Annotated in this window: 20 protein-coding genes; 3 read left to right on the top strand and 17 right to left on the bottom strand. The window is 40.6% G+C overall.

Annotation, left to right across the window (positions count from 1 at the left end; genetic code table 11):
• Nucleotides 1–728: 728 nt before the first annotated feature.
• The 13 genes from ltrA to gpr form a co-directional block, all read right to left on the bottom strand.
• A complete protein-coding gene (ltrA, locus tag LG336_RS20485; RefSeq protein ID WP_404333086.1) occupies nt 729–1985 on the bottom strand; it encodes a group II intron reverse transcriptase/maturase in 1257 nt (418 codons plus the stop codon).
• Nucleotides 1986–2641: 656 nt separating this feature from the next.
• A complete protein-coding gene (gene mtaB / locus LG336_RS20490; RefSeq protein WP_404329325.1) occupies nt 2642–3988 on the bottom strand; it encodes a tRNA (N(6)-L-threonylcarbamoyladenosine(37)-C(2))-methylthiotransferase MtaB in 1347 nt (448 codons plus the stop codon).
• 5 nt (nt 3989–3993) lie between these two features.
• Complete coding sequence (locus LG336_RS20495; RefSeq protein ID WP_404329326.1) at nt 3994–4743, bottom strand: 16S rRNA (uracil(1498)-N(3))-methyltransferase; 750 nt, start codon at nt 4741–4743, stop codon at nt 3994–3996.
• 95 nt (nt 4744–4838) lie between these two features.
• The gene (gene prmA, locus LG336_RS20500) at nt 4839–5774 is read right to left on the bottom strand and encodes a 50S ribosomal protein L11 methyltransferase (RefSeq protein ID WP_404329327.1); all 936 of its coding nucleotides are present in this window, start codon (nt 5772–5774) and stop codon (nt 4839–4841) included.
• 18 nt (nt 5775–5792) lie between these two features.
• Nucleotides 5793–6914: a molecular chaperone DnaJ gene (dnaJ, locus tag LG336_RS20505; protein WP_404329328.1), complete on the bottom strand. Its 1122-nt coding sequence runs from the start codon at nt 6912–6914 to the stop codon at nt 5793–5795.
• Between the two features lie 544 nt (nt 6915–7458).
• Nucleotides 7459–9291, bottom strand: coding sequence for a molecular chaperone DnaK (gene dnaK, locus LG336_RS20510; protein ID WP_404329329.1), 1833 nt, complete (start codon nt 9289–9291; stop codon nt 7459–7461).
• 33 nt (nt 9292–9324) lie between these two features.
• Nucleotides 9325–9927 carry a nucleotide exchange factor GrpE gene (gene grpE / locus LG336_RS20515; RefSeq protein ID WP_404329330.1) on the bottom strand — a complete coding sequence of 201 codons (603 nt, stop codon included), beginning with the start codon at nt 9925–9927 and terminating at the stop codon, nt 9325–9327.
• 106 nt (nt 9928–10033) lie between these two features.
• Nucleotides 10034–11065, bottom strand: coding sequence for a heat-inducible transcriptional repressor HrcA (hrcA, locus tag LG336_RS20520; protein ID WP_404329331.1), 1032 nt, complete (start codon nt 11063–11065; stop codon nt 10034–10036).
• Between the two features lie 77 nt (nt 11066–11142).
• Nucleotides 11143–12288, bottom strand: coding sequence for a radical SAM family heme chaperone HemW (hemW, locus tag LG336_RS20525; protein WP_404329332.1), 1146 nt, complete (start codon nt 12286–12288; stop codon nt 11143–11145).
• Nucleotides 12289–12557: 269 nt separating this feature from the next.
• Nucleotides 12558–14393 (bottom strand): translation elongation factor 4, encoded by a 1836-nt coding sequence (gene lepA / locus LG336_RS20530; RefSeq protein WP_404329333.1) that lies wholly within the window; start codon nt 14391–14393, stop codon nt 12558–12560.
• A gap of 648 nt (nt 14394–15041) precedes the next feature.
• Nucleotides 15042–15380 (bottom strand): YqxA family protein, encoded by a 339-nt coding sequence (locus tag LG336_RS20535; RefSeq protein ID WP_404329334.1) that lies wholly within the window; start codon nt 15378–15380, stop codon nt 15042–15044.
• Nucleotides 15381–15403: 23 nt separating this feature from the next.
• A complete protein-coding gene (spoIIP, locus tag LG336_RS20540; RefSeq protein WP_404329335.1) occupies nt 15404–16594 on the bottom strand; it encodes a stage II sporulation protein P in 1191 nt (396 codons plus the stop codon).
• A 94-nt stretch (nt 16595–16688) separates the two neighbouring features.
• Nucleotides 16689–17813, bottom strand: coding sequence for a GPR endopeptidase (gene gpr / locus LG336_RS20545; RefSeq protein WP_404329336.1), 1125 nt, complete (start codon nt 17811–17813; stop codon nt 16689–16691).
• 207 nt (nt 17814–18020) lie between these two features.
• Here gpr and rpsT point away from each other — a divergent pair, with 207 nt between their 5' ends.
• A complete protein-coding gene (rpsT, locus tag LG336_RS20550) occupies nt 18021–18281 on the top strand; it encodes a 30S ribosomal protein S20 (protein ID WP_404329337.1) in 261 nt (86 codons plus the stop codon).
• 42 nt (nt 18282–18323) lie between these two features.
• Here the strand turns inward: rpsT and holA are convergent, their stop codons facing one another.
• Entirely contained in the window at nt 18324–19349 is a 1026-nt protein-coding gene (gene holA / locus LG336_RS20555) for a DNA polymerase III subunit delta (RefSeq protein ID WP_404329338.1), read from the bottom strand.
• Between the two features lie 244 nt (nt 19350–19593).
• On the opposite strand from holA, the gene LG336_RS20560 reads away from it, so the two are divergent.
• Nucleotides 19594–19728 carry a YqzM family protein gene (locus LG336_RS20560; protein ID WP_404329339.1) on the top strand — a complete coding sequence of 45 codons (135 nt, stop codon included), beginning with the start codon at nt 19594–19596 and terminating at the stop codon, nt 19726–19728.
• 89 nt (nt 19729–19817) lie between these two features.
• On the opposite strand, the gene LG336_RS20565 is transcribed toward LG336_RS20560, so the two are convergent.
• From LG336_RS20565 to LG336_RS20575, 3 genes are all read right to left on the bottom strand, one after another.
• Nucleotides 19818–22133: a DNA internalization-related competence protein ComEC/Rec2 gene (locus LG336_RS20565; RefSeq protein ID WP_404329340.1), complete on the bottom strand. Its 2316-nt coding sequence runs from the start codon at nt 22131–22133 to the stop codon at nt 19818–19820.
• Nucleotides 22134–22135: 2 nt separating this feature from the next.
• Nucleotides 22136–22582 (bottom strand): ComE operon protein 2, encoded by a 447-nt coding sequence (locus LG336_RS20570; RefSeq protein ID WP_404329341.1) that lies wholly within the window; start codon nt 22580–22582, stop codon nt 22136–22138.
• A gap of 65 nt (nt 22583–22647) precedes the next feature.
• A complete protein-coding gene (locus tag LG336_RS20575) occupies nt 22648–23295 on the bottom strand; it encodes a helix-hairpin-helix domain-containing protein (RefSeq protein WP_404329342.1) in 648 nt (215 codons plus the stop codon).
• A 95-nt stretch (nt 23296–23390) separates the two neighbouring features.
• Here LG336_RS20575 and comER point away from each other — a divergent pair, with 95 nt between their 5' ends.
• Nucleotides 23391–24215, top strand: coding sequence for a late competence protein ComER (gene comER, locus LG336_RS20580; protein WP_404329343.1), 825 nt, complete (start codon nt 23391–23393; stop codon nt 24213–24215).
• The last annotated feature ends 88 nt before the right edge of the window (nt 24216–24303 follow it).

Here is a 24303-nt window from a genome sequence, read left to right on the forward strand (position 1 = left end):
ATTAGCTTTTTGTCCTTGGGATAGACATTAGACGAGGACAAAACACGTTCTTCTTCTATCCAACTTTTGTCCTTGAGTCCTTGAGGTGGACTCTCATGGACAAAATTCTCTTTTTACTTCCGCTTTTTGTCCTTGAGACAGCCTCTCATGGACAAAACCCTCTTCTTTCTTCCGCTTTTTGTCCTTGAGACAGCCTCTCATGGACAAAATACTCTTTTTCATACCGCTTTTTGTCCTTGAGACAGCCCCTCATGGACAAAATTCTCTTCTTTCTTCCGCTTTTTGTCCTTGAGACAGCCCCTCATGGACAAAATTCTCTTCTTTCTTCCGCTTTTTGTCCTTGAGACAGCCCCTCATGGACAAAATTCTCTTATTCCTTCCGCTTTTTGTCCTTGAGGCAGCCTCTCATGGACAAAACCCTCTTCTTTCTTCCGCTTTTTGTCCTTGAGACAGCCTCTCATGGACAAAATTCTCTTTTTCATACCGCTTTTTGTCCTTGAGACAGCCTCTCATGGACAAAACCCTCTTCTTTCTTCCGCTTTTTGTCCTTGAGACAGCCTCTCATGGACAAAATACTCTTTTTCCTTCCGCTTTTTGTCCTTGAATAGGCATAAAAATCTCGGAAAAGGTCCTTTTAAAAATGATTATAAAACAATCGAGTAGGAGGGGGTGACTAACCCCCGACCTCTCACACCACCGTACGTACCGTTCGGTATACGGCGGTTCACTTAGGTATGACGTAAGTAATTGTATCTATTTACTAGACTTTTCAGCTTATGTTTTCGCCAAAATTCTAAATTAAGCGTTGTGTTTAAAATAGGACTATTAGAAATGCGCCAGTATTTCTTACGTGAATTTCCCCATTCAAAGGCTTTTTCTTTTGGAACTCCTAAAGAAATGAGCCTTTTTACTTTGGTTTTAGGTAGTTTCCATTGTTTCCACAGGCACATCCGAAGTCTTCTTCGAATTGTTTCATCTAGTTGTTTAAAGGGAGTTGGCGTATCGGCCAACGCAAAATATCCGCACCAACCTACAAGGTATTCATTTAATTTCTCAATGCGTAATTCTATTGAGATGGATTTCGACCTTGATGTCAGTTCTTTTATTTTATTTTTAGCTCTCTTTATACTCTCTTTTGCGATACGGATTTTAGGATTCCGGTGTGATGTGAAGCTAAATCCAAGAAACTTTCGTTTCCACGGTCGTTCTACTGCACTTTTCCCCTCATTCACTTTTAGCTTGAGTTTCTTCTCAATGAAGGCAGTTATAGAGCTTTTAACACGTAAACCTGCTTTCTTGGTTTTAACGTAGATATTACAGTCATCTGCGTAACGGACAAATTTATGTCCCCTTCTCTCTAGTTCCTTGTCGAGTTCATCTAGCATAATATTGGACAATAGTGGACTAAGTGGTCCACCTTGAGGAACTCCTTCTTCACTGATAATCTCCACTCCGTTTATCATAATTCCCGATTCTAAGTATTTTCTAATTAACTTTAGAAGCGTCTTATCTTTAACTCTTTTCGCCAAGAGTCCCATAAGCATATCGTGATTTACTTTGTCGAAGAACTTTTCTAAATCCATATCTATTACCCATCTATAGCCCTCTTCTATATATGTCCTTGCTTTCCTAACAGCGTCATGTGCTCTTCTTCTAGGTCTGAACCCGTAGCTATTTTCGGAAAAGGATGGGTCATAGATTGGGGTTAATATTTGGGCTATCGCTTGTTGAATCAAACGATCTGTCACGGTAGGAATTCCTAATAAACGTATGCCGCCATTCGGTTTCGGGATTTCGACACGTCTGACTGGCATAGGCTCATAAGTTCCAGTCTCTATTGAATTTCGGATTTCTTGCCAGTTTTGTAGAAGATGCGCTCGTAGGGATTTTACAGGCATTTCATCTACACCGTGGCTACCCTTATTCTTTTCGACTCGTTTTAATGCCGAAAGTAGATTTTCCCGCGACAGTAGTCGTTCCATCATTCCGATACAATCCTTTCTCGTGAATATACGTTCTGATTGTGCCACTGCTTATTCCACCCTCTTAAAGTCCCCAGTGGAATTCACCACGTCCTCCTTCAAGTAAGTCCATTAATGGATTGTCTGTATCATCATAACCAGTGAACGCCTAGTGTATATTCTTCCTAAATGTTCAGTCCTTCCTTAACTATCTATAGCTAGTCAAGTACTATGACCTCTGCTGACTTCTGACTGCTCAGCTACTCTTCTCAGAGTAGTTTACCGAGTGTGCTCGGCTTTCCAGCCAGACCTCCCCAGGTAAGAGTACAGTCTTTCCCTCCATCTATCTGCTCCATTTACTCTGTATCACCTTCGGCAGAAAGGACTTTGTTTTGTTTAGCAAACTCATCCAATGATACCTAGCCTTATATGAAGTTCGTGTTCCTCAGACCGGAGGTTTGCCGCTCGCTTCCTTCAGATTCCGCGTCACCACGGACACCCTTGCGTTAAGCTACTGCTACTTCTGCCTTCACAGTTCGGGACTTGCACCCTATAGACTGGACCCATGCTGGGCGCACTAAAAAAAACCTAAATCACTAAGGATTTAGGTTTCAAATTGGTAGTTCTTTTGTGCTTTTAAACCGTTATGGAACTACATACCAAGTACAAATTCCTATTTTTTATATCGCTGCTTTTTCAGTAACTGTGTCTTCGTCCATAACACGGACAAACTGGCCTTCATTATATGGATAACCGGCCTTTGTAAGTTTCACTTTTACAAGTTTACCAATCAGGTCTTCTGTTGCAGGAAGAAGAACTTTAAGATAGTTATCAGTATAACCAACTAAATAGCCGTCGTTCTCCTTAGATTCCTCTTCAGGAATAATCTCAAGTACTTCATTTTCAAATTGAGAAGCGTACTCTTTTGCCAACTGGTCGGAAAGAGCAATGAGTCTGTGTACTCGCTCATTCTTTACCTCTTCATCCACTTGATCATCCATACGCGCTGCTGGTGTACCAGTACGTTTTGAATATGGGAAAACATGAAGCTCAGAGAATTTATGTTCTTTGATAAAATTGTAGGTTTCCATAAACTCTTCTTCAGTTTCACCTGGGAAGCCGACAATAACATCAGAGGTAACTGCTAATCCAGGAAGTACTTCCTTCAAACGATTGATGCGCTCTCCGAAAAACTCCATTGTATATTTCCTGCGCATTCTTTTTAACACCGTATCAGAACCAGATTGAAGTGGAATATGCAGATGTCGAACAACAATATTCGATTTTGCAATCACATCAATCACTTCATCGGTAATCTGACTAGCCTCAATGGAAGAAATTCTGAGGCGCTTTAAGCCACTGACGTTCGCTTCAAGATCAGCGAGGAGTTTAGCTAAATTATAGTCCTTCATATCCTCACCATAGCCACCTGTATGAATGCCCGTTAGGACAATTTCCTTATAACCAGCATCTACTAACTGTTGTGCTTGGTGGATGACTTCTTGTGGGTCACGAGATCTCATTAAGCCACGTGCCCAAGGAATTATACAAAATGTACAAAAGTTATTGCAGCCTTCTTGAATTTTAAGTGAAGCTCTTGTACGGTCAGTAAACGCAGGAACATCCAATTCTTCATAAACACGGTTTTTCATAATATTACGGACACCGTTAATAGGCTCACGCTCTGTTTTATATTGTTCAATATACTCAAGCATTTTCACCCTGTCCTGAGTTCCTACAACAATATCTACACCTGGAATTGCCATAATTTCTGCTGGCGATGTTTGGGCATAACAACCAGTCACACAAATAACAGCGTCAGGATTTTTTCGGACTGCACGACGAATCACCTGTCTACTCTTTTTGTCCCCAGTATTGGTGACTGTACAGGTATTAATCACATAAACATCCGCTGTTGTTTCAAATTCAACACGGTCGTAATTTTGTTCTTTAAATAATTGCCAGATTGCCTCTGTTTCATAATGATTTACTTTACAACCAAGTGTATGAAAAGCAACTGTAGGCATAATCTTCACCTCATTAATTCAAAATGATAGGACGCAGCGGATAGTAAATAGAGCGGCGCTGTTTCTGTCCTTAAAATTCGTGGTCCTAATCCACAGGATTGAAAACCATTTTCCTGGAGCATTGCTACTTCCTTTTCTGTTAGTCCGCCCTCAGGACCAAACACAATAATCAGGGATTCCTTTGGTCGCATTTTATTCAACACTTCAAAAAGCACCGAAGTCTCACCTTGTTTAGCCTCTTCTTCATAAGCAATTAATTTATAGTCAAAATCCTCTGCTTCCTTTACTAAATTAGAAAAAGTTATAGGGGATGCGACCTCTGGAACATGGCTACGGTGTGACTGTTCAGCAGCCTCTTTTGAAATTTTTTGCCAGCGATCTACTTTTTTGCTACTTTTCTTCTCGTCCCATTTGACAATAGAGCGAGCTGCAACAAAAGGGACAAAACCAAAGGCTCCGAGTTCCGTCCCTTTTTGGATGATTAACTCAAGTTTATCCCCTTTGGGCAATCCGCTCGCAATTGTAATTTGAATAGGAAGCTCTGAGGAATCCACATTCCATTGTACAATGTCCGCTACTGCTTGTTCACCGGTAATTTCTGCAATTTCACAAATTGCACTTTCTCCGTTTGGTGAAACACAAATAATTTGATCGCCTTGCTTCATACGCATGACCCTGACAATATGATGATAATCCTCACCCTCGATATAAAACCTACTGTCTTTTGAGGGACCATTCACAAAATAGCGCTGCATAGGCTGCACCTTCCCTTGTCGTTTAAAAATCAGCCTGATAAAGTATTTTTTCCAATAGAAAAAAGGGGATTAAGGAAAACCCCTTTTTTCTCAATTTACTTCTTTGCAATAATTGAAACCCAGTCTTCCATCGTGATGATTTCTTCGATTGTGAAGCCTGCCTTAAGAATTGCTTCTTTTACATCGTCTTTCTTTTGCTGAATAATACCAGATGAAATGAAATATCCATCCTTTTTCACAAGGCGATATGCGTCATCTACAAACCGAAGAATAACCTCGGCAAGGATATTCGCAACGATAATATCTGCCTCTCCTTCCACCCCATCAAGAAGATTGTTTTGACGAACCTTCACCACATCATCGACCTTATTTAGCGTTATATTCGATTTTGCCACATTAACAGCTACTTCATCTAGGTCTAAAGCCTCTACTCTTGTCGCTCCCAGTTTCGCTGCTGCAATGCTCAGGACTCCAGAACCTGTACCGACATCCACGATGCGGTCTCCCGGTCTTACGGTCCGTTCAAGTGACTGAATACAAAGCACAGTGGTTGGATGAGTACCAGTTCCAAAGGCCATTCCTGGGTCGAGTTCAATAATTAACTCATCACTGTGAACTGGACTATAGTCCTCCCATGTCGGCACAATTGTGAACTTATCGGAGATCTTCACTGGATGATAATATTGTTTCCAAGCTGTCGCCCACTCTTCTTCACGAACCTCACTTAAGGTAACTTTATTCAGGCCAATATCGATATTGTAAAGAATGAGATTATTAATCGCTAACTTAATTTCTTCTACCGTTTCTCCTAGAAAGCTATTTACAGGAAGATAGGCTTTTACAATAACCCCTTCATCAGGGTAATCTTGAGGATCGAGCTGATAGATTTCTCCGAACTGGTCTTCCCTCTCTTTTACAAGATCAAATGGGTCCTCTATGACAACCCCGCTTGCACCTGCTTCATGTAATATATTAGAGATTGGTTCAATCGCTTCATTTGTTGTTAAAATGCCGATTTCAGACCACTTCATTAAAATCCCGCTCCTTTATTATTCACCCTTAAAGGCTCTTTTCACTTTAGCAAAAAACCCTTCTTCATGCTCTCCTAGAGGAGATTGACCGCTTATATCAGCAAACTCTCTAAGAAGCTGCTTTTGTTTATCCGAAAGTTTCGTTGGCGTTACAACTTTTACGATGATATGTTGGTCACCCGTTCCATACCCTCTGACATTCGGTACACCTTTGCCTTTTAAGCGGAACCTCGTCCCAGTTTGTGTTCCCGCTGGAACCTTCAATTTCACTTTTCCATGTACAGTAGGTACTTCGATTTCATCCCCAAGTGCAGACTGTACAAAGGTAATAGGCATTTCGCAGTAAATATCGTCCCCATCGCGTTCAAAGAACTCATGAGAACGGACATGGAACACAATGTATAAGTCCCCGGCAGGTCCGCCATTTACCCCTGGTTCACCTTTGCCAGCTACTCGTAGTTGTTGACCATCATCAACACCCGCAGGAATTTTAACATGGATCTTATGGCGATTTTTCACTTTACCTGCCCCAGAACATGTACGGCACTTTTCTTTGATTTCCTTACCTGTTCCACTACAGTATGAACAAACCCTACGATTCACAATCCTACCAAATGGAGTGTTTTGCTGGATGTTTAATTCACCTGTACCTTTACAGTGACTACAAGTATCTACTTTTGTACCAGGTTTTGCACCTGATCCCTTACAAGTGTCACAAGTCTCTTCACGCGGAATTTCAATGTCCGTTTCTTTTCCGAATACAGCTTCATCAAAAGAAAGGGTCATTGAAAACTGTAAGTCCGCACCTTGTCTTGGTGCATTTGGATCTCTCCTTCTTCCACCGCCGCCGAAGAAGGAATTGAAGATATCCTCAAACCCACCAAATCCGCCGCCAAAATCTCCTCCACCAAAGCCTTGGTTAGGATCTGTATGGCCAAACTGGTCGTAATGAGCTTTTTTCTGGTCATCACTTAGTACTTCATATGCTTCCTTTACTTCCTTAAACTTTTCATCTGCATCAGGCTCTTTATTGATGTCTGGATGATATTTTTTAGATAATTTTCGATAGGCTTTTTTAATTTCGTCCTTGGATGCCCCTTTGCTAACGCCAAGGACTTCGTAGTAATCCCGTTTACTCATTTTTAACACTCCCGATTCTTTTCACATAAAGGTAATTTTACCATTCACAGCTCAAAGAGTGCAATATATTAAAACCGCTATTGCTACCTATAAGCCTGGCGGTCTATTCCACCTGCTTTTCACCAAGTCAAAGATTTCTTGTAAAATTGGCCGTTGATTTCCGCTCCAGGCACGAGCGGTTCGCGGGCAGTCCGGGAGCCTGTCTAGCTCTAGCGCCTAGCCCCTCGAGACGCTTCGGTCTGTCAGTTGAAGTCAAAGAACGACTTCATCTGCCGGCCCTCCAGCGCTTGTCAGGGCTGAACAAGGCGATTCCGCTTTTCTATCTCCTCGTCGCTTCGCTCCTACGGAGTCTCCCTTGGCCTTGCACTCCCGCATGAGTCTTCGTGCCTTCCGCTCCAATCAAGTATTTGGAAGTTAACAATTTACTTTAGCCTTTAATAAAGAACCTTTGAACTATGGAATGAAAGTCACTACGTTTACAATCTTAATCAAATAAAAAGCCAAAGCCAAGAAAGACCTGACTTTGACTTTAGGGTGACGATGCTTACTTCTTATCGTCTACTTCTTCGAATTCAGCATCGACAACATTGTCATCCTTGGCTGAATCAGTTTGGCCTTCAGCACCCTGCCCCGCCTGAGCTTGTTGTGCAGCTTGTTCATAAAGCTTAGTTGTTAGAGCTTGAACGATTTCCTGCAATGCATCCTTCTTCGCACGAATCTCTTCAAGATCATTTTTCTCGATAGCGGCTTTTAGTTCATCCTTCGCTTCATTCGCTTTCGTAACTTCCGCCTCATCTACTTTACCTTCAAGATCTTTAAGAGTCTTTTCAGTCGTAAACACTAGCTGATCCGCTTCATTGCGAAGGTCAACTTCTTCCTTACGCTTTTTATCCGCATCAGCATTTTCTTCAGCTTCTCTTACCATCTTGTCAATTTCTTCATCTGATAGTCCAGTAGAAGATTTGATTGTAATCGCTTGTTCTTTATTTGTTCCAAGGTCTTTCGCACGAACATTAACGATTCCGTTCTTATCAATATCAAAGCTCACTTCAATTTGTGGTACACCACGTGGTGCTGGCGGAATATCAGCCAACTGGAAGCGACCTAAAGTTTTATTATCAGCAGCCATCGGACGTTCACCTTGTAGAACATGAATGTCTACAGCTGTTTGGTTATCTGCAGCAGTTGAGAATACCTGCGATTTAGAAGTTGGAATGGTTGTATTACGTTCAATTAACTTTGTGAATACGCCACCCATTGTTTCGATACCAAGAGAAAGTGGTGTAACATCAAGCAACACAACATCCTTGACATCTCCAGTAATGACGCCACCCTGAATGGCAGCACCCATTGCGACAACTTCATCTGGATTTACACCTCTATGAGGCTCTTTGCCAGTTTCTTTCTTAATTGCTTCCTGAACCGCTGGAATACGAGTGGATCCCCCAACAAGGATAACTTTGTCTATTTCAGATGCACTTAACCCAGCATCTTTTAATGCTTGACGAGTTGGCCCCATTGTACGTTCAACAAGACTTGAAGAAAGCTCATCAAATTTCGCACGAGTTAAGTTTACTTCCAAGTGAAGTGGGCCAGCTTCGCCAGCAGTGATGAACGGCAATGAAATTTGCGTAGAAGTTACACCAGAAAGGTCTTTCTTCGCCTTTTCTGCAGCATCCTTTAAACGCTGAGCTGCCATTTTGTCTTTAGAAAGGTCAATGCCGTTTTCTTTTTTAAACTCAGCAACTAAATAATCAATGATAACTTGGTCAAAATCGTCACCACCAAGACGGTTGTCTCCAGCAGTAGATTTCACCTCAAATACACCATCGCCTAGTTCAAGAATGGAAACGTCAAATGTTCCACCACCAAGGTCATAAACAAGAATCGTTTGGTCTTCATCTGTTTTATCCATACCGTAGGCAAGAGCCGCAGCTGTTGGCTCATTGATAATCCGTTCAACTTCTAGACCAGCAATTTTCCCTGCATCTTTAGTAGCTTGACGTTCAGCATCATTAAAATAAGCAGGAACAGTCACAACCGCTTTTGTAACAGTCTCACCAAGATAGTCTTCAGCATATGATTTTAAGTATTGAAGAATAATAGCTGATACTTCCTGTGGTGTATACTTCTTGCCTTCGATTTCTTCTGTATGAGATGTTCCCATATGACGTTTAACAGACATAATCGTATTTGGGTTCGTAATGCTTTGGCGTTTCGCCACTTCACCAACTTGGCGCTCCCCGTTTTTAAACGCTACGACAGATGGTGTTGTTCTATTTCCCTCCGGGTTCGGGATAACCTTTGCTTCACCGCCTTCTAAAACGGCAACACAAGAGTTTGTTGTCCCTAAATCAATTCCAATAACTTTGCTCATGGAAATTTACCTCCCCACATAATATGTAAAAATCTATTGATTCACTTTCACCATTGAAGGACGGATAACTCTGTCCTTTAACATATAACCTTTTTGCAATTCAGCCACGACGATGTTAGATCCGTAATTTTCATCATTGTCTTGCATCACTGCCTGATGGCGGTGCGGATCAAACTCTTGTCCAACTGACTCGATTTGCTCAACACCTTCTTTTTTAAGGGCGCCTAGCAAACTCTGGTAAACCATATCCATCCCTTTTAAAAGGGATTTAGCTTGCTCATTATCTGTTTCCAATTGCATAGCTCTTTCAAAGTTATCAATAGCTGGCAATAAATCAGTCACAAGACTTTGAGCTCTATATTTTGCGCTTGCTTCAAGGTCCAACCTCGAACGGCGACGGAAATTATCAAAATCCGCTTGTAAACGTAAGTAGCGATTTTCCGCTTCTTCAAGCTTTGCTTCTAACTCAGCAACTTTCGAACTATCTGCAACTTCCTGGTTCTCTTCATTCAGGGGAGCACTTTGTTCATTCTGTTGTTTGTCAGCCTGTTCTTCAGCAAAGACTTCTTCTACAACCTCTTGCTGATTTTGTTCAGACTGTTCCATTTCTGATGTCATGTTGTTTTTCTGTTCCATGTTCCTACTCACCTCCCTTAAATAATGTTATATATCGATCTGTTAACCTTTTTGACATGGTAAGGGGATGGAACAGCTAGTTCCACCCTTAACAATATTTCCATGCTCATTTATTTTGATACAAATTTGTCAGAACCTTTGATAAATCGGCACTGAAAAAGTCTAGTAAGCTAATAACCCTAGAGTATTCCATCCTCGTTGGTCCAAGGACCGCAATTGTTCCTAGCTTTTCATCTCCAATAGAATAAGTTGCAGTAATTAGACTACAATTATCCATGGCTGAATTATTATTTTCCCTACCAATTTTCACATTGATCCCCTTTGGATTTCTCCGTATGAGTTGGGAAATCCCTTCTTCCTGTTCAATCATAGCCATCAGGCTGCGAATTTTATCAATGTCATTAAACTCTGGTTGGTTTAACATGTTCGTTTTTCCACCAAAGAACACTTTTTCGCTTGCCGGTATTGAAAGAGTTTCAGTAATCGACCCCATCAACACGTCATAACTCTTGATATGCTGTCTGAGAATGGCTGCAACCTCTTTATAGATACTGGCATTTAAATGAATGAGCGGGATTCCAGATAGTCTCTCATTTAATATATTTACCATCTTTTCAACATCACTAGGGTCAACACTAGCAGGAAAATGGAACATTCGGTTTTCAACATGACCCGTATCCGTAACGATAATGGCAATCGCAGTATCCTGATTTAATGGAACAATTTGGATTTTTTTAAGCTTATTGTCATTTACAGTCGGCCCAAGAACAATCGAGGTATAACTAGTTAGTTCGGATAAAATTTTTGCTGATTTCTGAACAATTTTCTCTAATTCATAAATTTGTTCTGCAAAAATCGACCTAACCGTTTGAATCTCGGAGCGATCTAGCTTCTGTGGTAGCAGTAAATGGTCAACATAATATCGATACCCCTTCTCAGAAGGAACCCTTCCTGATGAGGTGTGTGTTTTTTCAATAAAACCGAGCTCTTCCAAATCGGCCATCTCATTACGAATCGTTGCCGAGCTGAATAAAATCTCTTCTTTTTTCGACAAGCTTCTCGATCCCACTGGCTGTGCAGTGCGGATAAAGTCATCAACAATTACCTGTAAAATCAATACTTGTCGGTCTGTTAACAACACTCATCACCTCTGTTAGCACTCTTTCATAACGAGTGCTAAATCTAATAATAAATTATCAATAAATAGCGTTGATGTCAATCATTAGATATCCCAAGAAACGATTGAAATACCTCGTTCCCTAGTAAGCGCCCCTTCCTAGTTAAAACAATTCGGTCATCACTCTGCTCAATCAGCTTGTTCGCTTGATGTTCTCTTAGTTCCCTTTTGAATAATTCTAAAGGATTAACACCAAATTTTTCAATAAAGCGAGAAATTGAAACGCCCTCTGTTTTACGCAGCCCAAGAAACATTTCTTCTTCCATCTGTTCTGCCTTCGTTGCCGGATGGTTTTCCAAAAATGGTAAGCTACCGATTTCTAGCGGTTCCATATATTTTTTTATTGGACCATGATTTGATCTCCGATATCCATTCACATAGCTATGCGCACCAGCACCGAAACCAAAATATTCTTCATTACTCCAATAAGTTAGGTTGTGCTTGCTTTCGAAACCAGGCTGGGCGAAATTACTAATTTCATACTGCTTTAAGCCCTTCTTTTCCATTGAGTCCATTAGTAATTCATACATTTGAGCTTCAATTTCTTCACCTGGTAGATGGAGTTTTCCCCGATTCATTAAGTTATAGAATACAGTCTTCGGCTCAATGATGAGTGAGTAGCCCGAGTAATGCACTAAATCTAAATCAAGCGCTGTTGTTAAAGTCGATTTAAAGTCCTCTAAGGTTTGCCCCGGCAAACTATAAATTAGATCGACACTGATGTTTTCAAATCCAATATCTTGAGCGGCACGAATCGATTTAAAGACATCCGCTGCACGGTGCGATCTCCCAATCTTTTGAAGCAGCTCATCGTTAAACGACTGCACTCCAAAGCTCAACCGGTTAACACCTGCATCTTTTAGAATTCTCAGCTTTTCCTTCGATAAATCCCCGGGATTCGCTTCAAAGGTATACTCAGTTTGTGCATCATATGGCAAAGTCTCCCCTATCGCTTGCACAAGGATCCCCAATTGCTTCTCGTCTAAAGCGGTCGGCGTCCCACCACCTACAAAGATGGACTGAAGGGCGGGAACAGGACTCTCCTTTATCGTGATATTCATTTCTTTTTCAAGGCTAGATAGGTACTCACCAACGGGTTGCCTATCCATAAACACCTTATTAAAATCACAATAATGGCAGATATGGTGACAAAACGGGATATGAATGTATGCTGCTTTAATCAAGGTTATCACTTCTTTCTTGGAAAAGCGCAAGCGCCCTGTTCAGCGGCGTATGGCCTGGAGCCCTCCAACTGAGATATAGGAAACACGAAGAGCCGGAGGCGCATTCGTGCTTGACGCAATCGTTGCGGCGGAGAGCGAAGGACACTAGCCACTAGGGCGCTGGAGCTGGACAATTCTTTAAGTTAAAACTGTTACTTCCTTACTTTTAAAAAAAGAGGCTAGACCCGGCTGGTGTTGATTCATGCCGGTCTAACCTCCTCCAAAAATCGCTATTTTTTAGAGCTGTTGTCATCCATCTTCAACACAGCCATGAAGGCTTCTTGCGGAACTTCTACAGAACCAACCTGTTTCATCCGCTTTTTACCTTCTTTTTGTTTTTCTAACAATTTTCTTTTACGTGAAATGTCGCCACCATAACATTTTGCAAGAACGTTTTTACGCATTGCTTTAATCGATGAACGCGCGACAATTTTTGTTCCAATCGCTGCTTGGATAGGTACTTCGAATTGTTGCCTCGGGATAAGTTCCTTCAGTTTTTCAACAATTACTTTTCCACGTTCGTAGGCAAAGTCTCTATGGACAATGAAGCTTAAAGCATCAACTTGCTCCCCATTTAGAAGAATGTCCATTTTAACAAGCTTAGATTGTTTATAGCCTATTAATTCATAGTCAAAAGAGGCATAACCTTTTGTACTAGATTTTAGCTGATCAAAGAAATCATAAACGATTTCTGATAGCGGAATTTCATAAACAATGCTGACACGGGTTTCATCGAGATATTGCATATCGATAAAATTACCACGCTTTTCCTGACAAATTTCCATAATTGGACCAACATAATCATTCGGTGCCATCATCGTCGCTTTTACGTATGGCTCTTCTACTCGATCAATTTTTTGTGGGTCAGGCATATTAGATGGGTTGTCGACCTTAATTTCCGTACCATCTGTCATAACAACGTGATAGATAACACTCGGAGCTGTTGTAATTAAATCAATTTTAAACTCTCGCTCAATCCGCTCCTGAATGATTTCCATATGAAGCAATCCAAGGAAACCACAACGGAAGCCAAATCCTAATGCCTGAGACGTCTCAGGTTCGAATTGTAAGGCAGAATCATTTAATTCAAGCTTTTCGAGCGCTTCCCTTAAATCATTAAATTTTGCTGTATCAATTGGATAGAGACCACAGTAAACCATCGGGTTTAATTTACGGTAACCAGGTAGGGCTTCAGTGGTCCCATTTTTAGCATTGGTGATGGTATCCCCCACACGTGTATCGCCAACGTTTTTAATAGCTGCCGTGAGGAAACCAACATCTCCGACTGATAACTCTTCAACAAGGATAGGCTTGGGGTTAAATACCCCCACCTCAGTTACTTCGAATTCCTTCCCTGTTGCCATCATTTTAATTTTGTCGCCAGCCTTGACTGTCCCTTCTACCACTCGGATATAAGCAACAACCCCACGATAAGCATCGTATAAGGAGTCAAAGATGAGCGCTTTTAAAGGGGCATCAGGATCGCCTTCTGGGGCTGGAATTTTCTCAACGATCTGTTCGAGGATTTCCTCAATCCCAATCCCTGCTTTCGCTGAGGCAAGCACAGCTTCCGACGCATCAAGGCCGATAACATCCTCTATTTCTCCTCTTACTCGCTCAGGATCAGCACTAGGAAGATCGATTTTGTTGATAACCGGGACAATTTCCAAATCATTATCAAGTGCTAAGTAGACGTTCGCTAATGTTTGAGCTTCAATCCCTTGGGCAGCATCAACGACAAGAATTGCACCTTCACAGGCCGCAAGACTTCGAGATACCTCATAAGTAAAATCGACATGACCAGGTGTATCGATAAGGTGGAAGGTGTAAATCTCTCCATCCCTAGCCTTGTATTTCAATTGAACTGAATTCAGTTTGATTGTGATTCCTCGTTCTCGCTCTAAGTCCATCGAGTCTAGCAACTGATCTTTCATTTCCCTCGCAGTCAACGAATTCGTTTTTTCAAGGATACGGTCAGCTAGCGTCGATTTACCATGATCGATATGAGCGATAATCGAAAAGTTACGTATTTTAGATTGTCTGTTAAGTTTTTCTTCTCTATTCATTGGTGCTTCACTCCTACTTTTCTCGCGCATACACACTATTTTTTGATTATAGCAGTAGGGGGATGAAGATTCAATTATTATTGAAGACTTGTGCAGAATCGTGTAGAGAGGTTGGATTAATTTAGAAATCTATCAGTTACTACTTGGGTAATTTTCAACCCCCTATGGGCAATTAGAGTTTCTCTATTTTACCGTTCAACACTTTTTCAACTCGTTTCGGGTAATTAGAGACCTTCTATTTTACCGTTCAACACTTTTCCAACCCGTTTCGGGTAATTAGAGACCTTCTATTTTACCGTTCAACACTTTTCCAACCCGTTTCGGGCAATTAGAGACCTTCTATTTTACCGTTCAACACTTTTCCAACTCGTTTCAGGTAATTAGAGACCTTCTATTTTACCGTTCAACACTTTTCCAACTCGTTTCGGGCAATTAGAGAACTTCTATTTTACCGTTCAACACTTTTCCAACCCGTTTCGGCTAATATAGAGACCTCCTATTTTACCGTTCAACACTTTTCCAACTCGTTTCGGATAATTAGAAACCCTCTACTCATATCCTACTAAGAAACTGGCATCCCCCTCAACACCCGAACTATTCATAATCCATAGTAAGGAAAAGTAAAAGAAACGGGATGCCCCGTTTCTTTCACTTTTCCTTATTTGTAATCAATTCTAGCGATTTTTCAACGCCTGCTCCAAGTCCATCTGCTAGTTTTTTGCCCATCGAAGAAAACAGGTTAAAGGTTTCCATCTTTTCAAGCTGCTCCTTCTTTTTCTGAAGGTCATGACTAGAAACATCGTTCCCAAGGATCGCTGTTTCAACCTTCCCTTCATCATTTTCTTTTACCGTAAAAGCAGACTTGAATTTAGGGTCTTCGAACCCCTTCATATCATGAATCCCTTTGTTGGCAAGCTGCATTCCTGTTAATACACAGATGAACATGATGCAAACTAATAAGAAGGCTTTTAGCATAAACATCTTCATCGATATAACCACCTTGGATTGTCTTAATTATCCGCTTGTCCATTCACTTCTTCAGCCTGCCAATAAACATCACCGAATACATCCGCTAAGGCGTCTGCTGACCGATATAGTTCCTCGAAAGTATTATCGACACCACCGAATTCGATTAACACCGCGTTTTCAGACAGGTCCTGATTATATACTCCATTAAAGCCAGCCCCTTTGTTTTCAATAATTCCGCGGCTTAGCCCTTTATATTTCTGCTGAAGCTTCTCATGAAGCTCATTAGCAAGTTTTAAGTTTTTCTCATAATTTTTGTTGTTTCCACCGATGACAAAAGCAAGTTTTGCATAAGATTCTCCATTTATGTTAATCGTCGTATCCTTTTTGCGTCTTGAATCACGATGGATATCAATAAAATACGTTAAATTTTCATTTGAAGCCATCGCACTTTGAACCACATTTCTTGACTCTTGATAAGATTGACCAAAGGTTAACCCCTTTTGGTTCAATTTAGCATGCACATCTGTTTTATCGACCGTGGTACCAATTCCCTTACCTTCTAGAGTCTTCTTTAAGCGGTCACCGATTTGGGTTACATTCACTTTTGAATGATAAGCCAGATTTGGATCTGTTACTCCTTCTAAATAAGGCAAATAAGATTCACGATTATGAGAGAAATATACATAAACCACTTTACGGTCACCCGTCGTATTAGGAGGGGCTGGTTTATTCTCGCTGTCACTTGTTTTTTCAATATCCTCTGTATTTTGAAGAGCCGCTTCTTGCTCAGCTTTAAGGACTTCAATAGGTGGCGGCGATTCCATAGGCATATTCGTATAGTTTGTTCCTTCACCAGCAACTAGTATTTTCCCATCAAATAGATCAAACCCTGGGAGTTCTCTACCAAGGAAACTTCTTGGATCATCGAGGCTAATATTGGTTGAGAGTTTAAAGACAAGATTCGAAAGGTTAACAGAATCCTCCTTTTCAGGCAGGGATTGCAGAAACTGATGATTTTCCCAGCCCATTAATCTGTAAAGCATCTCACCATTAATATTGTTTGCTGCCTGGTTGATGGAAGTTGAAGTGATGCGAAACTCTGGCTTCAATGATGTCATCAAACCACTAAATGTAAAAACGGATATAAGAAAAAACATAAAAGCCAGTACCACTTTAAACAGGCTTGTCCCTTGAACAGTTACAATCATCCCTGGTCCTTTTAAACGTTTCACGGTTCCACCTCTTTTAGCAAGTCTAGTAAATCTTATGACATTGCTAGAAAAGATAGAACCTCATTTTTGCCAAAAACTATCTAATCGGAACTCATTAATGAGTATAAGTCCCGACATTATCTTGATTTACTTTCGTATGGAGGGCTGAATTTAGACCACTTGCAATTAAGTTCGCCATATCGTCAATAAACACATCGACTTCTTTTGGAGTCACCATTAAATTATGCCCTAGCGGAGCCAATACCTCGTAAATAAGCTTTCGCTTTTCTTCTTCTTCAAGAGTGCCAATCATTCCCAAGAACGTTTGGCGATGCTGCTCCTCTGGTAAATCCTCTTCTGTTAACTTCTTTTTCTTTCCAAAAGTCATTCCTGCAGGTACTAAAGAACGTGATGGGCGATCTCCTTCACGGAGCTCTTTTCCAAAGTGTTTTAATATAAAGTCTATCGCGTCACTTGTAATCGAAACTGCATCAACGACGGTCGGCACCCCAATGGCGATAACTGGAATCCCTAATGTTTCTTGACTTAATTCCTTGCGCTTATTCCCGACACCTGAGCCAGGATGAATTCCTGTATCGGAAATCTGGATGGTACTGTTTACTCTTTCAATTGATCGAGAAGCAAGTGCGTCAATGGCAATAACAAAATCCGGCTTTATTTTTTCTACTACACCAAAGATAATATCGCTTGTTTCAATCCCTGTAAGTCCCATTACTCCCGGGGCAAGTGCACTCACAGGACGATACCCTTCTTCAACATGCTCAGGTTGCAGTTCAAATAAATGTCTCGTAACCAATAAATTTTCACAAACCAATGGTCCGAGTGCATCAGGAGTAACATTCCAATTGCCTAGTCCAACAATCAGACAGGAGGCATCTTCCCCCAGTCCCTTTTGCTTAAGAAATCTAGAGAACTCGCCAGCGAATACACCCTCTACCTTCTGTTGAAGCTCGCTATCCTTCTGACGAATGCCTTGGACCTCAATCGTCAAATACTGCCCTTGCTTTTTGCCAATTGCTTTTTCTCCTTCTGCCGTCACTTCGACTAGAGAAATTTTTATATCATTTTCTTCCTTTTCCTTTATAATAACGCCTTCAAGTTTTGACTGATTGGTTTCATCGTGTACGGTTTTCACTCTTTCGGCAATCGCCATTTCACGAGCCTCCACAGCGAGGTCTGTCCGTACAGAATACATACTTAAATCGATTGAATCTGCCATGTACTAGAATCCTCCTTAACCTTCAATAATTCCTATCTTTACCAACATAAGAAAAAAACATTCAATTTGACCACTGAGAATTGAAGATAGAGGTATTGCATTATTGACGGGCGTTTGATAAAATATCACTTGTTCTTAATAAATAAGAAAACGTATTGGGATGTCGAGTTCCATTAAATTCTCGACGCTTTTTAGGAGGTGAACGGAATGCCAAACATTAAATCTGCAATCAAGCGTGTAAAAGTTAGTGAAAAAAATAGAGCACATAACATAACTGTTAAATCTTCTATGCGTACAGCTGTTAAAAAAGCTGAAGCAGCTATCGTAAACAACGACAGCGAAGCAAAAACTGCTTTCGCAGCTGCGGCTAGCAAGCTTGACAAGTCTGCTGCAAAAGGTCTTATCCACAAAAATGCAGCTGCTCGTAAAAAATCCCGCATGATGAAAAAATTAAACGCTAACGGCTAATTTTTTCTTACGCAAAAAAACGACCCAAAAAGGTCGTTTTTTTTATTTAGCTCTATTTAAATTAAATAAAATCATTTCAATCAGTAGTTCTTTTTTCATTCCACCGGTTTTCATTTGATAATCGGCATTGGCAACCATTTTCATAATTCTTGACAATTCTTCATCCGAAAAATACCTTGCCTGTCCAGCTGCTAGCTTGACCCGGTATGGATGGGTTTTTAGCACCCCAGCAATTTGTTGCTGCCCATAGCCTTTTCGAGAGAGCTCTTTGACCTGGTAAATCAGGCGGAATTGTCCGGCCAGCAATGCTAGAATTTTAATCGGCTCCTCATTTTGTTTTAAGAGATCATAATAAATTCGAAGCGCCTCATCAATTTTCCGCTGAACTACTTTCTCTATTAAAACAAAGATATTTTGCTCAAGAGACCTAGCAACTAATCTTTCTACCATACTTGAATCAACTCTTCTAGCCTCGCCTGCATATAATGAAAGTTTATCTACTTCACTCGCTAGCATAAATAGATTCGTTCCTGCAAGAGTTATCATTAAATCAATCGCACTCTCCTCTATTTGGACGCCATTACCAGCCGCTCTTTCCTTAATCCACGCTTTTAAATCGTGCTCATTTAGCCTTTTCGCTTCTCCTACTGCTGCTTTGCGCTTCAATTCTTTGGTAAGTTTTTTTCGTTCATCAAGTTTCTCATATGGTGCTGAAAAGACAACCACAGAGTAGGGTGCTGGCTCAGCTAAATAGGCTTCGAGTCTTGAAAGATTATGCTCCACTATTTTTCCTTTTTGTTTTTCTGAAGTTAGAAAGGTAGGGTTTTGGAGAATGATTAGCCTTTTCTCCCCCATAAACGGAAAAGTCTCTGCATCCTCAATGGCCGCCTCGACAGGTGTTTCTTCCAAATCATATGTTGAAAAGTTAAAATCGATTTCCTCATCACTTAGCACACTTTGAATGAGAAGTTGTTTTGTCTCATTTATTAAAAAAGATTCAGTTCCATAGAGTAAGTATATCGGCTCTACTTTATTTTTTTTGAGTTGTTTCCATATATCTAAAACCAAATATTTTCGCCCCGTTCACTCCAAATTATTCCCTTTAATCCTAAAGAAGCTTGTCCAATTTGGCAAGTCAAAATTGGAATCGCTATGTTCACCTAGCGATTCCGTTATATGGTAAACGCCGCCATGCAAGACCCGGGATACTTACATAGCAACGGTGTATCATATGGTGAGAGAAACATATTACTAGGCTGGCTTTTTTATATGAAATCGTCTATACTGAAAAAAGATTAAGGGGGGATGGACTGTGAATAAGTTTGAAGAAAATATTACAAACAAACGTCATGATGTAATCGACGCAGGTGTTGGATTTGTTGTTTCGTTTGGTTTCTTTGCAACGATGTTCATCATTGCGACAGTCGTTCAAGTTATTGGAAGATAAAGTTACATAGCTTGATGTTAGACAGGGATTGCTTCTGGCAGTCTCTTTTCTTTTTGCCTAATTTCTCCCAATCAACACTTTTTTATATCCTATGGAATCCAGGTTCGAAAGGTTCCTGTTTTTCCATTAAAGTTGTAAATAACAGCTCCATGCGTATCTGTTCTGAAAAGTTTCACTTTGCGATCTTCCAACCCCTCTAGGACCTCAGCATGTGGATGACCATACCGATTTCCTTCCCCCGCTGAAATGACAGCTATCTCAGGTTGAATAGAATCAAGAAATACTTCCGAACTCGATGTCTTGCTTCCATGGTGGCCAACCTTCAATACATCTACATTCATTCGCGAATATTGTTTTACTAGTTCTGTTTCTCCGCTCTCTCCAAGGTCGCCGGTAAAAAGCCATCTTTTCCCTCCAAAACTTGCGTACAAGACAATTGAACCTTCGTTTTTATCTTCGAGATTTTCTAACGGGCTAATGACTTGAAATAGGTCCTGACGTACTTCCCAACGGGCACCAGCGCCAACAATCCTGACCTTAGCTTGTTTTGTTTCAGCGATCCCCATGACTTTCCTCTCCATTTCACTCCGCTCGAGGGAAATAGGAATTAGAATCTCCTCAATACGTAAATTTGACAATATGGCGGGGGCCCCTCCAATATGATCCATATCTCCATGTGTCAAAATTAGCTTATCCAACTTCCTTACCCCCTCACTTTTTAAAAAGGGCACCAAAATATCTTCTCCTGTTTCAAATTGATTCCTTCGTTGTTCCCAGTCTTCTTTATGGTAAGAAATAGTTCCGCCTGTATCAATTAAGTAATTAGCACGATTATATGGAAGTCGAATCAAAATACTATCCCCCTGTCCAACATCAATAAAGACCACTTTTCCATAAGGAGAGAGATAAGGAAGTACAACTTGAAAAAGTACTGGAATGATCGGCAAGAGCAAAAGAGCGAAGGTTTTCTTCCCCTTTCCTTTCTCCCAGCTAATAAAGAATACCAGATAGGCCACTAAATAAAGGAGCAAAATAAAAGGACTTGGCTTTCCGATTACTAAAGATGAAAACGGGAAAGAAGCTAACGATACTGAAACATTATTGGCAAACGAGACAAAGATGGCCACCAAATATAAAAAGAAGTCTGACACAAAAGGAAAGAATATACCTGCTAAATACGTAACAAGAACAAGCGGGAGGATGACAACCGAAAATAGCGGAACAAACAAAAGATTTGTCATAACAGATATGAGAGAGATTTCGTAGAAATAACTTAATAGAATCGGAATGCTAGCAAGTTGGGCGACAAATGATACTACAATCAATTTTAATATGTAAGATTGAAATTGATTAATAATTTTAGTCGAGGATAGTACCAACGCTAAGCTCACACCAAAGGATAGCTGAAAACCAGGTTCATAAATCGTAAAAGGAGAAAAAATCACTAAGAATAGGAAGGCGATCGAGATGGCATCAAGTGGAGTGATTTGGCATTTTAATCTGCGTGCAACTAACACCAACATGAGCATTAGGACGGCACGGTTTACAGAAGGAGCCAAACCCGTTAAAACAGCGTAAAAAGGGAGCATCATGATGAGCATCAACTCTGCTTTTTCCCTTGTCACCCCTAATCGAAGGAGACAGGCAAAACACATACCGGTTAAGAGGGCAACATGAAGTCCTGAGATAGCTAGTAAATGGACGGTTCCTGTTTTTGCATAAGCTTCCTCCATTTCAGGTTTCATTAGATTTCTGTCCCCAAATAAAAGCGCCGCAAAAATTGCTGCAAGTTCTTCATCCATCTTCTCTTCTAATTTATCGACTTCTTTTTGCCTAACCCTTTTCAGTATTGTAATTAGGTTTCCTTGAGGTTGTGTACATAATGAAGGAGATATTTCATTTGGCTGAAGGATCCAGAAAATCTCTTTTCGCTTTAGATACAATTGATAATCAAAACTATTAGGATTCTTTGCCTGATTTGGTTTTGTGAGGGTTCCCGTAACTTTACAGCTAACCCCAGGATAAATCATCTTTTGAAGCATCGCCTTTTCCTGAGGAGAACGAAGTCGGTAATTCATAATTATTCGTTCTCCACCAGGAGTAACTTCCGCAATAGCCGATAAACGGTTCCCATCATAGTTAATGTCATCAATAAAATAAAGAGTGAAGTTTGTTTCATCGCCCTCCAATAGGCCTACTTGCGACGAAACTGTAAGAGCTCCCAATAGGATGAAAGAAAAATACACCGCTACAGGGATTATTAAAGAATTTCCAATAAATTTTTTTGAAAGATAGAAGTAAAAGAAAATTAGTAGTGAAATTGATGCGAAAAGGAGAGTATCGACAAAAACACTCAACAATGCAAATAAGGCAATAATCGCTACATATACTAGTTTCCCTTTCATTATCAGTCTTTTAGGATAACTTGACGACAGTTTACCTGCTCTGTTTTCACACCTGCTCGATTAAATAATTCAATTGCATATGGATGATTCTTGTAGTCCTCAGCATAATAAACCGTCTTTATGCCAGCTTGAATAAGGGCTTTACAGCACTGTAAACAAGGAAAATGCGTTACATAAATTTCCGCATCTGCTGTGGGGACACCAAATTTTGCGCACTGTAAAAGTGCATTCATTTCCGCATGTATCGTGCGTATGCAATGATTATCGACAACATAGCAACCTTCATCAATACAATGATCCCCACCAGCAATTGAACCATTGTATCCACCTGCAATAATTCGCTTATCTCTCACAATGGTTGCACCAACCGTTAATCTAGTACACGTACTTCTTAAAGCCAGCAACTGGCTTTGGGCCATAAAATATTCATTCCAAGATATTCTTTCCATGATGATTCCCCTTCTTTTAAATTCTTTACTTCAGTTTAAAGGTTTACCGACTTGTCTGCAATTTCTTATTTGACTGTAATAAGGTCTTTTAGTTTTTCAAAGGTTTTTTCACCAATCCCTGAGATAGACTTCAAATCCTCGATTGTTTTAAAAGCTCCATTACTCTCCCTATATTCAAGGATAGCTGAGGACTTTGCCGGACCTATCCCTGGCAAGGTTTCTAATTCACTCGTTGTTGCAGTGTTCAAATTCACTTTTCCAGCTCCAGGACCTGTCGAACTAGCCTGCTGATTCAATCCGACTACTCCCCCTTCCCCAAGACCTTCTTCTCCTTTTTTAGGAATATAAACAACCATTTCATCACTTACTTTCAGGGCAAAATTTACAGCTGAAGGATCGGCATCTTCTTGTAAACCGCCTGCTTTTTCGATAAGGTTGATAATTCGTTCACCATTATTCACTTCGTAAACTCCTGGTTTTTTAACTGCCCCCTTAATATCGGCCATCATGGTAATCGGGACTTCAGTCTCCTCTTCCGCTGTTGCTTCACTTGCTAAGCTATTCACACTCAAGTCATTCTCTGGTAGCCAATTTTCCTCAGATAACACTTCTTCCTTAGGCATAGAATTTGAAAAATAAGCATAGGAAAAGAAAAGGACTAATACAGCGCCAACTAATAAATAAAGCTTACGTTCTTTTAACCACTCAATCATTCATAACACCTTTCTTTCTTAGGTTATATTTTGTTAAATGGACACATAAATTCTTAGGAGTAAGGGACCCGAATTGCAAGAAGGAGGGAAGGGATTTGAAAATAGGGATTATTGGCACCGGAAATATGGGGAGAATTTTGGCTGAAGCCCTGATTGATGGGAATGCCGTTTCCCCTTCTTCGATGATCGTTACCAATAGAACATTGTTGAAAGCGGCCGAGTTAAAAAAGGCGTTTCCGGGGATAACAGTTGAAGCAAGTGCAGTGGAGGTAGCTGAGCAAACTGATGCCATTTTTGTATGCGTAAAGCCTCACGATGTATATCCATTATTACAGGAGTTAGAATCCGTGTTAACAAAGGATAAATGCATTATTTCGATTACAAGTCCAATCAGCGTGGCACAGTTAGAAAGCGCGGTACCCTGTTCAGTTGCAAGAGCCATACCGAGTATAACAAACAGAGCCCTTGCGGGAGTTTCACTCGTATCCTACGGATCAAGGTGTGGCGATACTTGGAAAAAGGAACTTGCTTCATTATTCGATACAATTTCTACACCTGTTGAAATAGATTCCTCGGTTACGAGGGTAGCTTCTGACATCGTGAGCTGTGGCCCAGCGTTCTTTAGCTACTTGTCACAACAGTTTATCCTAGCGGCTGTAAAGAAAACGGATATTGACTATGATACGGCGACGAAATTGACTAGTGAGATGCTGATTGGTCTTGGAGAACTTTTGAGAAAAGAATTTTATACATTGCCTACTCTGCAGGAAAAAGTCTGTGTTAAAGGCGGAATAACTGGTGAGGGTATTAAGGTTCTGGAAAGCGAGCTTGGTGATATTTTCGAGCATTTATTCGAAGCAACACATCGCAAGTTCGAGGACGACTTGAACATAACAAGGGATCAGTTTGGCATAGATTAAATTTCGACATTAATCTACTCATTCCTTCTTTATTTTAAAAAAAACCCAAGTGCACTGCTAAGCAGCACTTGGGTTTTTAGTTGAATAC

Source organism: Mesobacillus maritimus, assembly GCF_044803185.1.
Classification (GTDB): domain Bacteria; phylum Bacillota; class Bacilli; order Bacillales; family Cytobacillaceae; genus Mesobacillus_B; species Mesobacillus_B maritimus_B.

Coding starts and splice junctions, on each gene's coding strand:
- mtaB (WP_404329325.1), bottom strand. CDS start 3,988: ATGCCTACAGTTGCTTTTCATACACTTGGTTGTAAAGTAAATCATTAT.
- dnaJ (WP_404329328.1), bottom strand. CDS start 6,914: ATGAGTAAACGGGATTACTACGAAGTCCTTGGCGTTAGCAAAGGGGCA.
- LG336_RS20570 (WP_404329341.1), bottom strand. CDS start 22,582: ATGGAAAGAATATCTTGGAATGAATATTTTATGGCCCAAAGCCAGTTG.
- rpsT (WP_404329337.1), top strand. CDS start 18,021: ATGCCAAACATTAAATCTGCAATCAAGCGTGTAAAAGTTAGTGAAAAA.
- LG336_RS20565 (WP_404329340.1), bottom strand. CDS start 22,133: ATGAAAGGGAAACTAGTATATGTAGCGATTATTGCCTTATTTGCATTG.
- lepA (WP_404329333.1), bottom strand. CDS start 14,393: ATGAATAGAGAAGAAAAACTTAACAGACAATCTAAAATACGTAACTTT.
- dnaK (WP_404329329.1), bottom strand. CDS start 9,291: ATGAGCAAAGTTATTGGAATTGATTTAGGGACAACAAACTCTTGTGTT.
- LG336_RS20495 (WP_404329326.1), bottom strand. CDS start 4,743: ATGCAGCGCTATTTTGTGAATGGTCCCTCAAAAGACAGTAGGTTTTAT.
- prmA (WP_404329327.1), bottom strand. CDS start 5,774: ATGAAGTGGTCTGAAATCGGCATTTTAACAACAAATGAAGCGATTGAA.
- ltrA (WP_404333086.1), bottom strand. CDS start 1,985: ATGATGGAACGACTACTGTCGCGGGAAAATCTACTTTCGGCATTAAAA.
- LG336_RS20575 (WP_404329342.1), bottom strand. CDS start 23,295: ATGATTGAGTGGTTAAAAGAACGTAAGCTTTATTTATTAGTTGGCGCT.
- grpE (WP_404329330.1), bottom strand. CDS start 9,927: ATGGAACAGAAAAACAACATGACATCAGAAATGGAACAGTCTGAACAA.
- gpr (WP_404329336.1), bottom strand. CDS start 17,813: ATGGCAGATTCAATCGATTTAAGTATGTATTCTGTACGGACAGACCTC.
- LG336_RS20535 (WP_404329334.1), bottom strand. CDS start 15,380: ATGAAGATGTTTATGCTAAAAGCCTTCTTATTAGTTTGCATCATGTTC.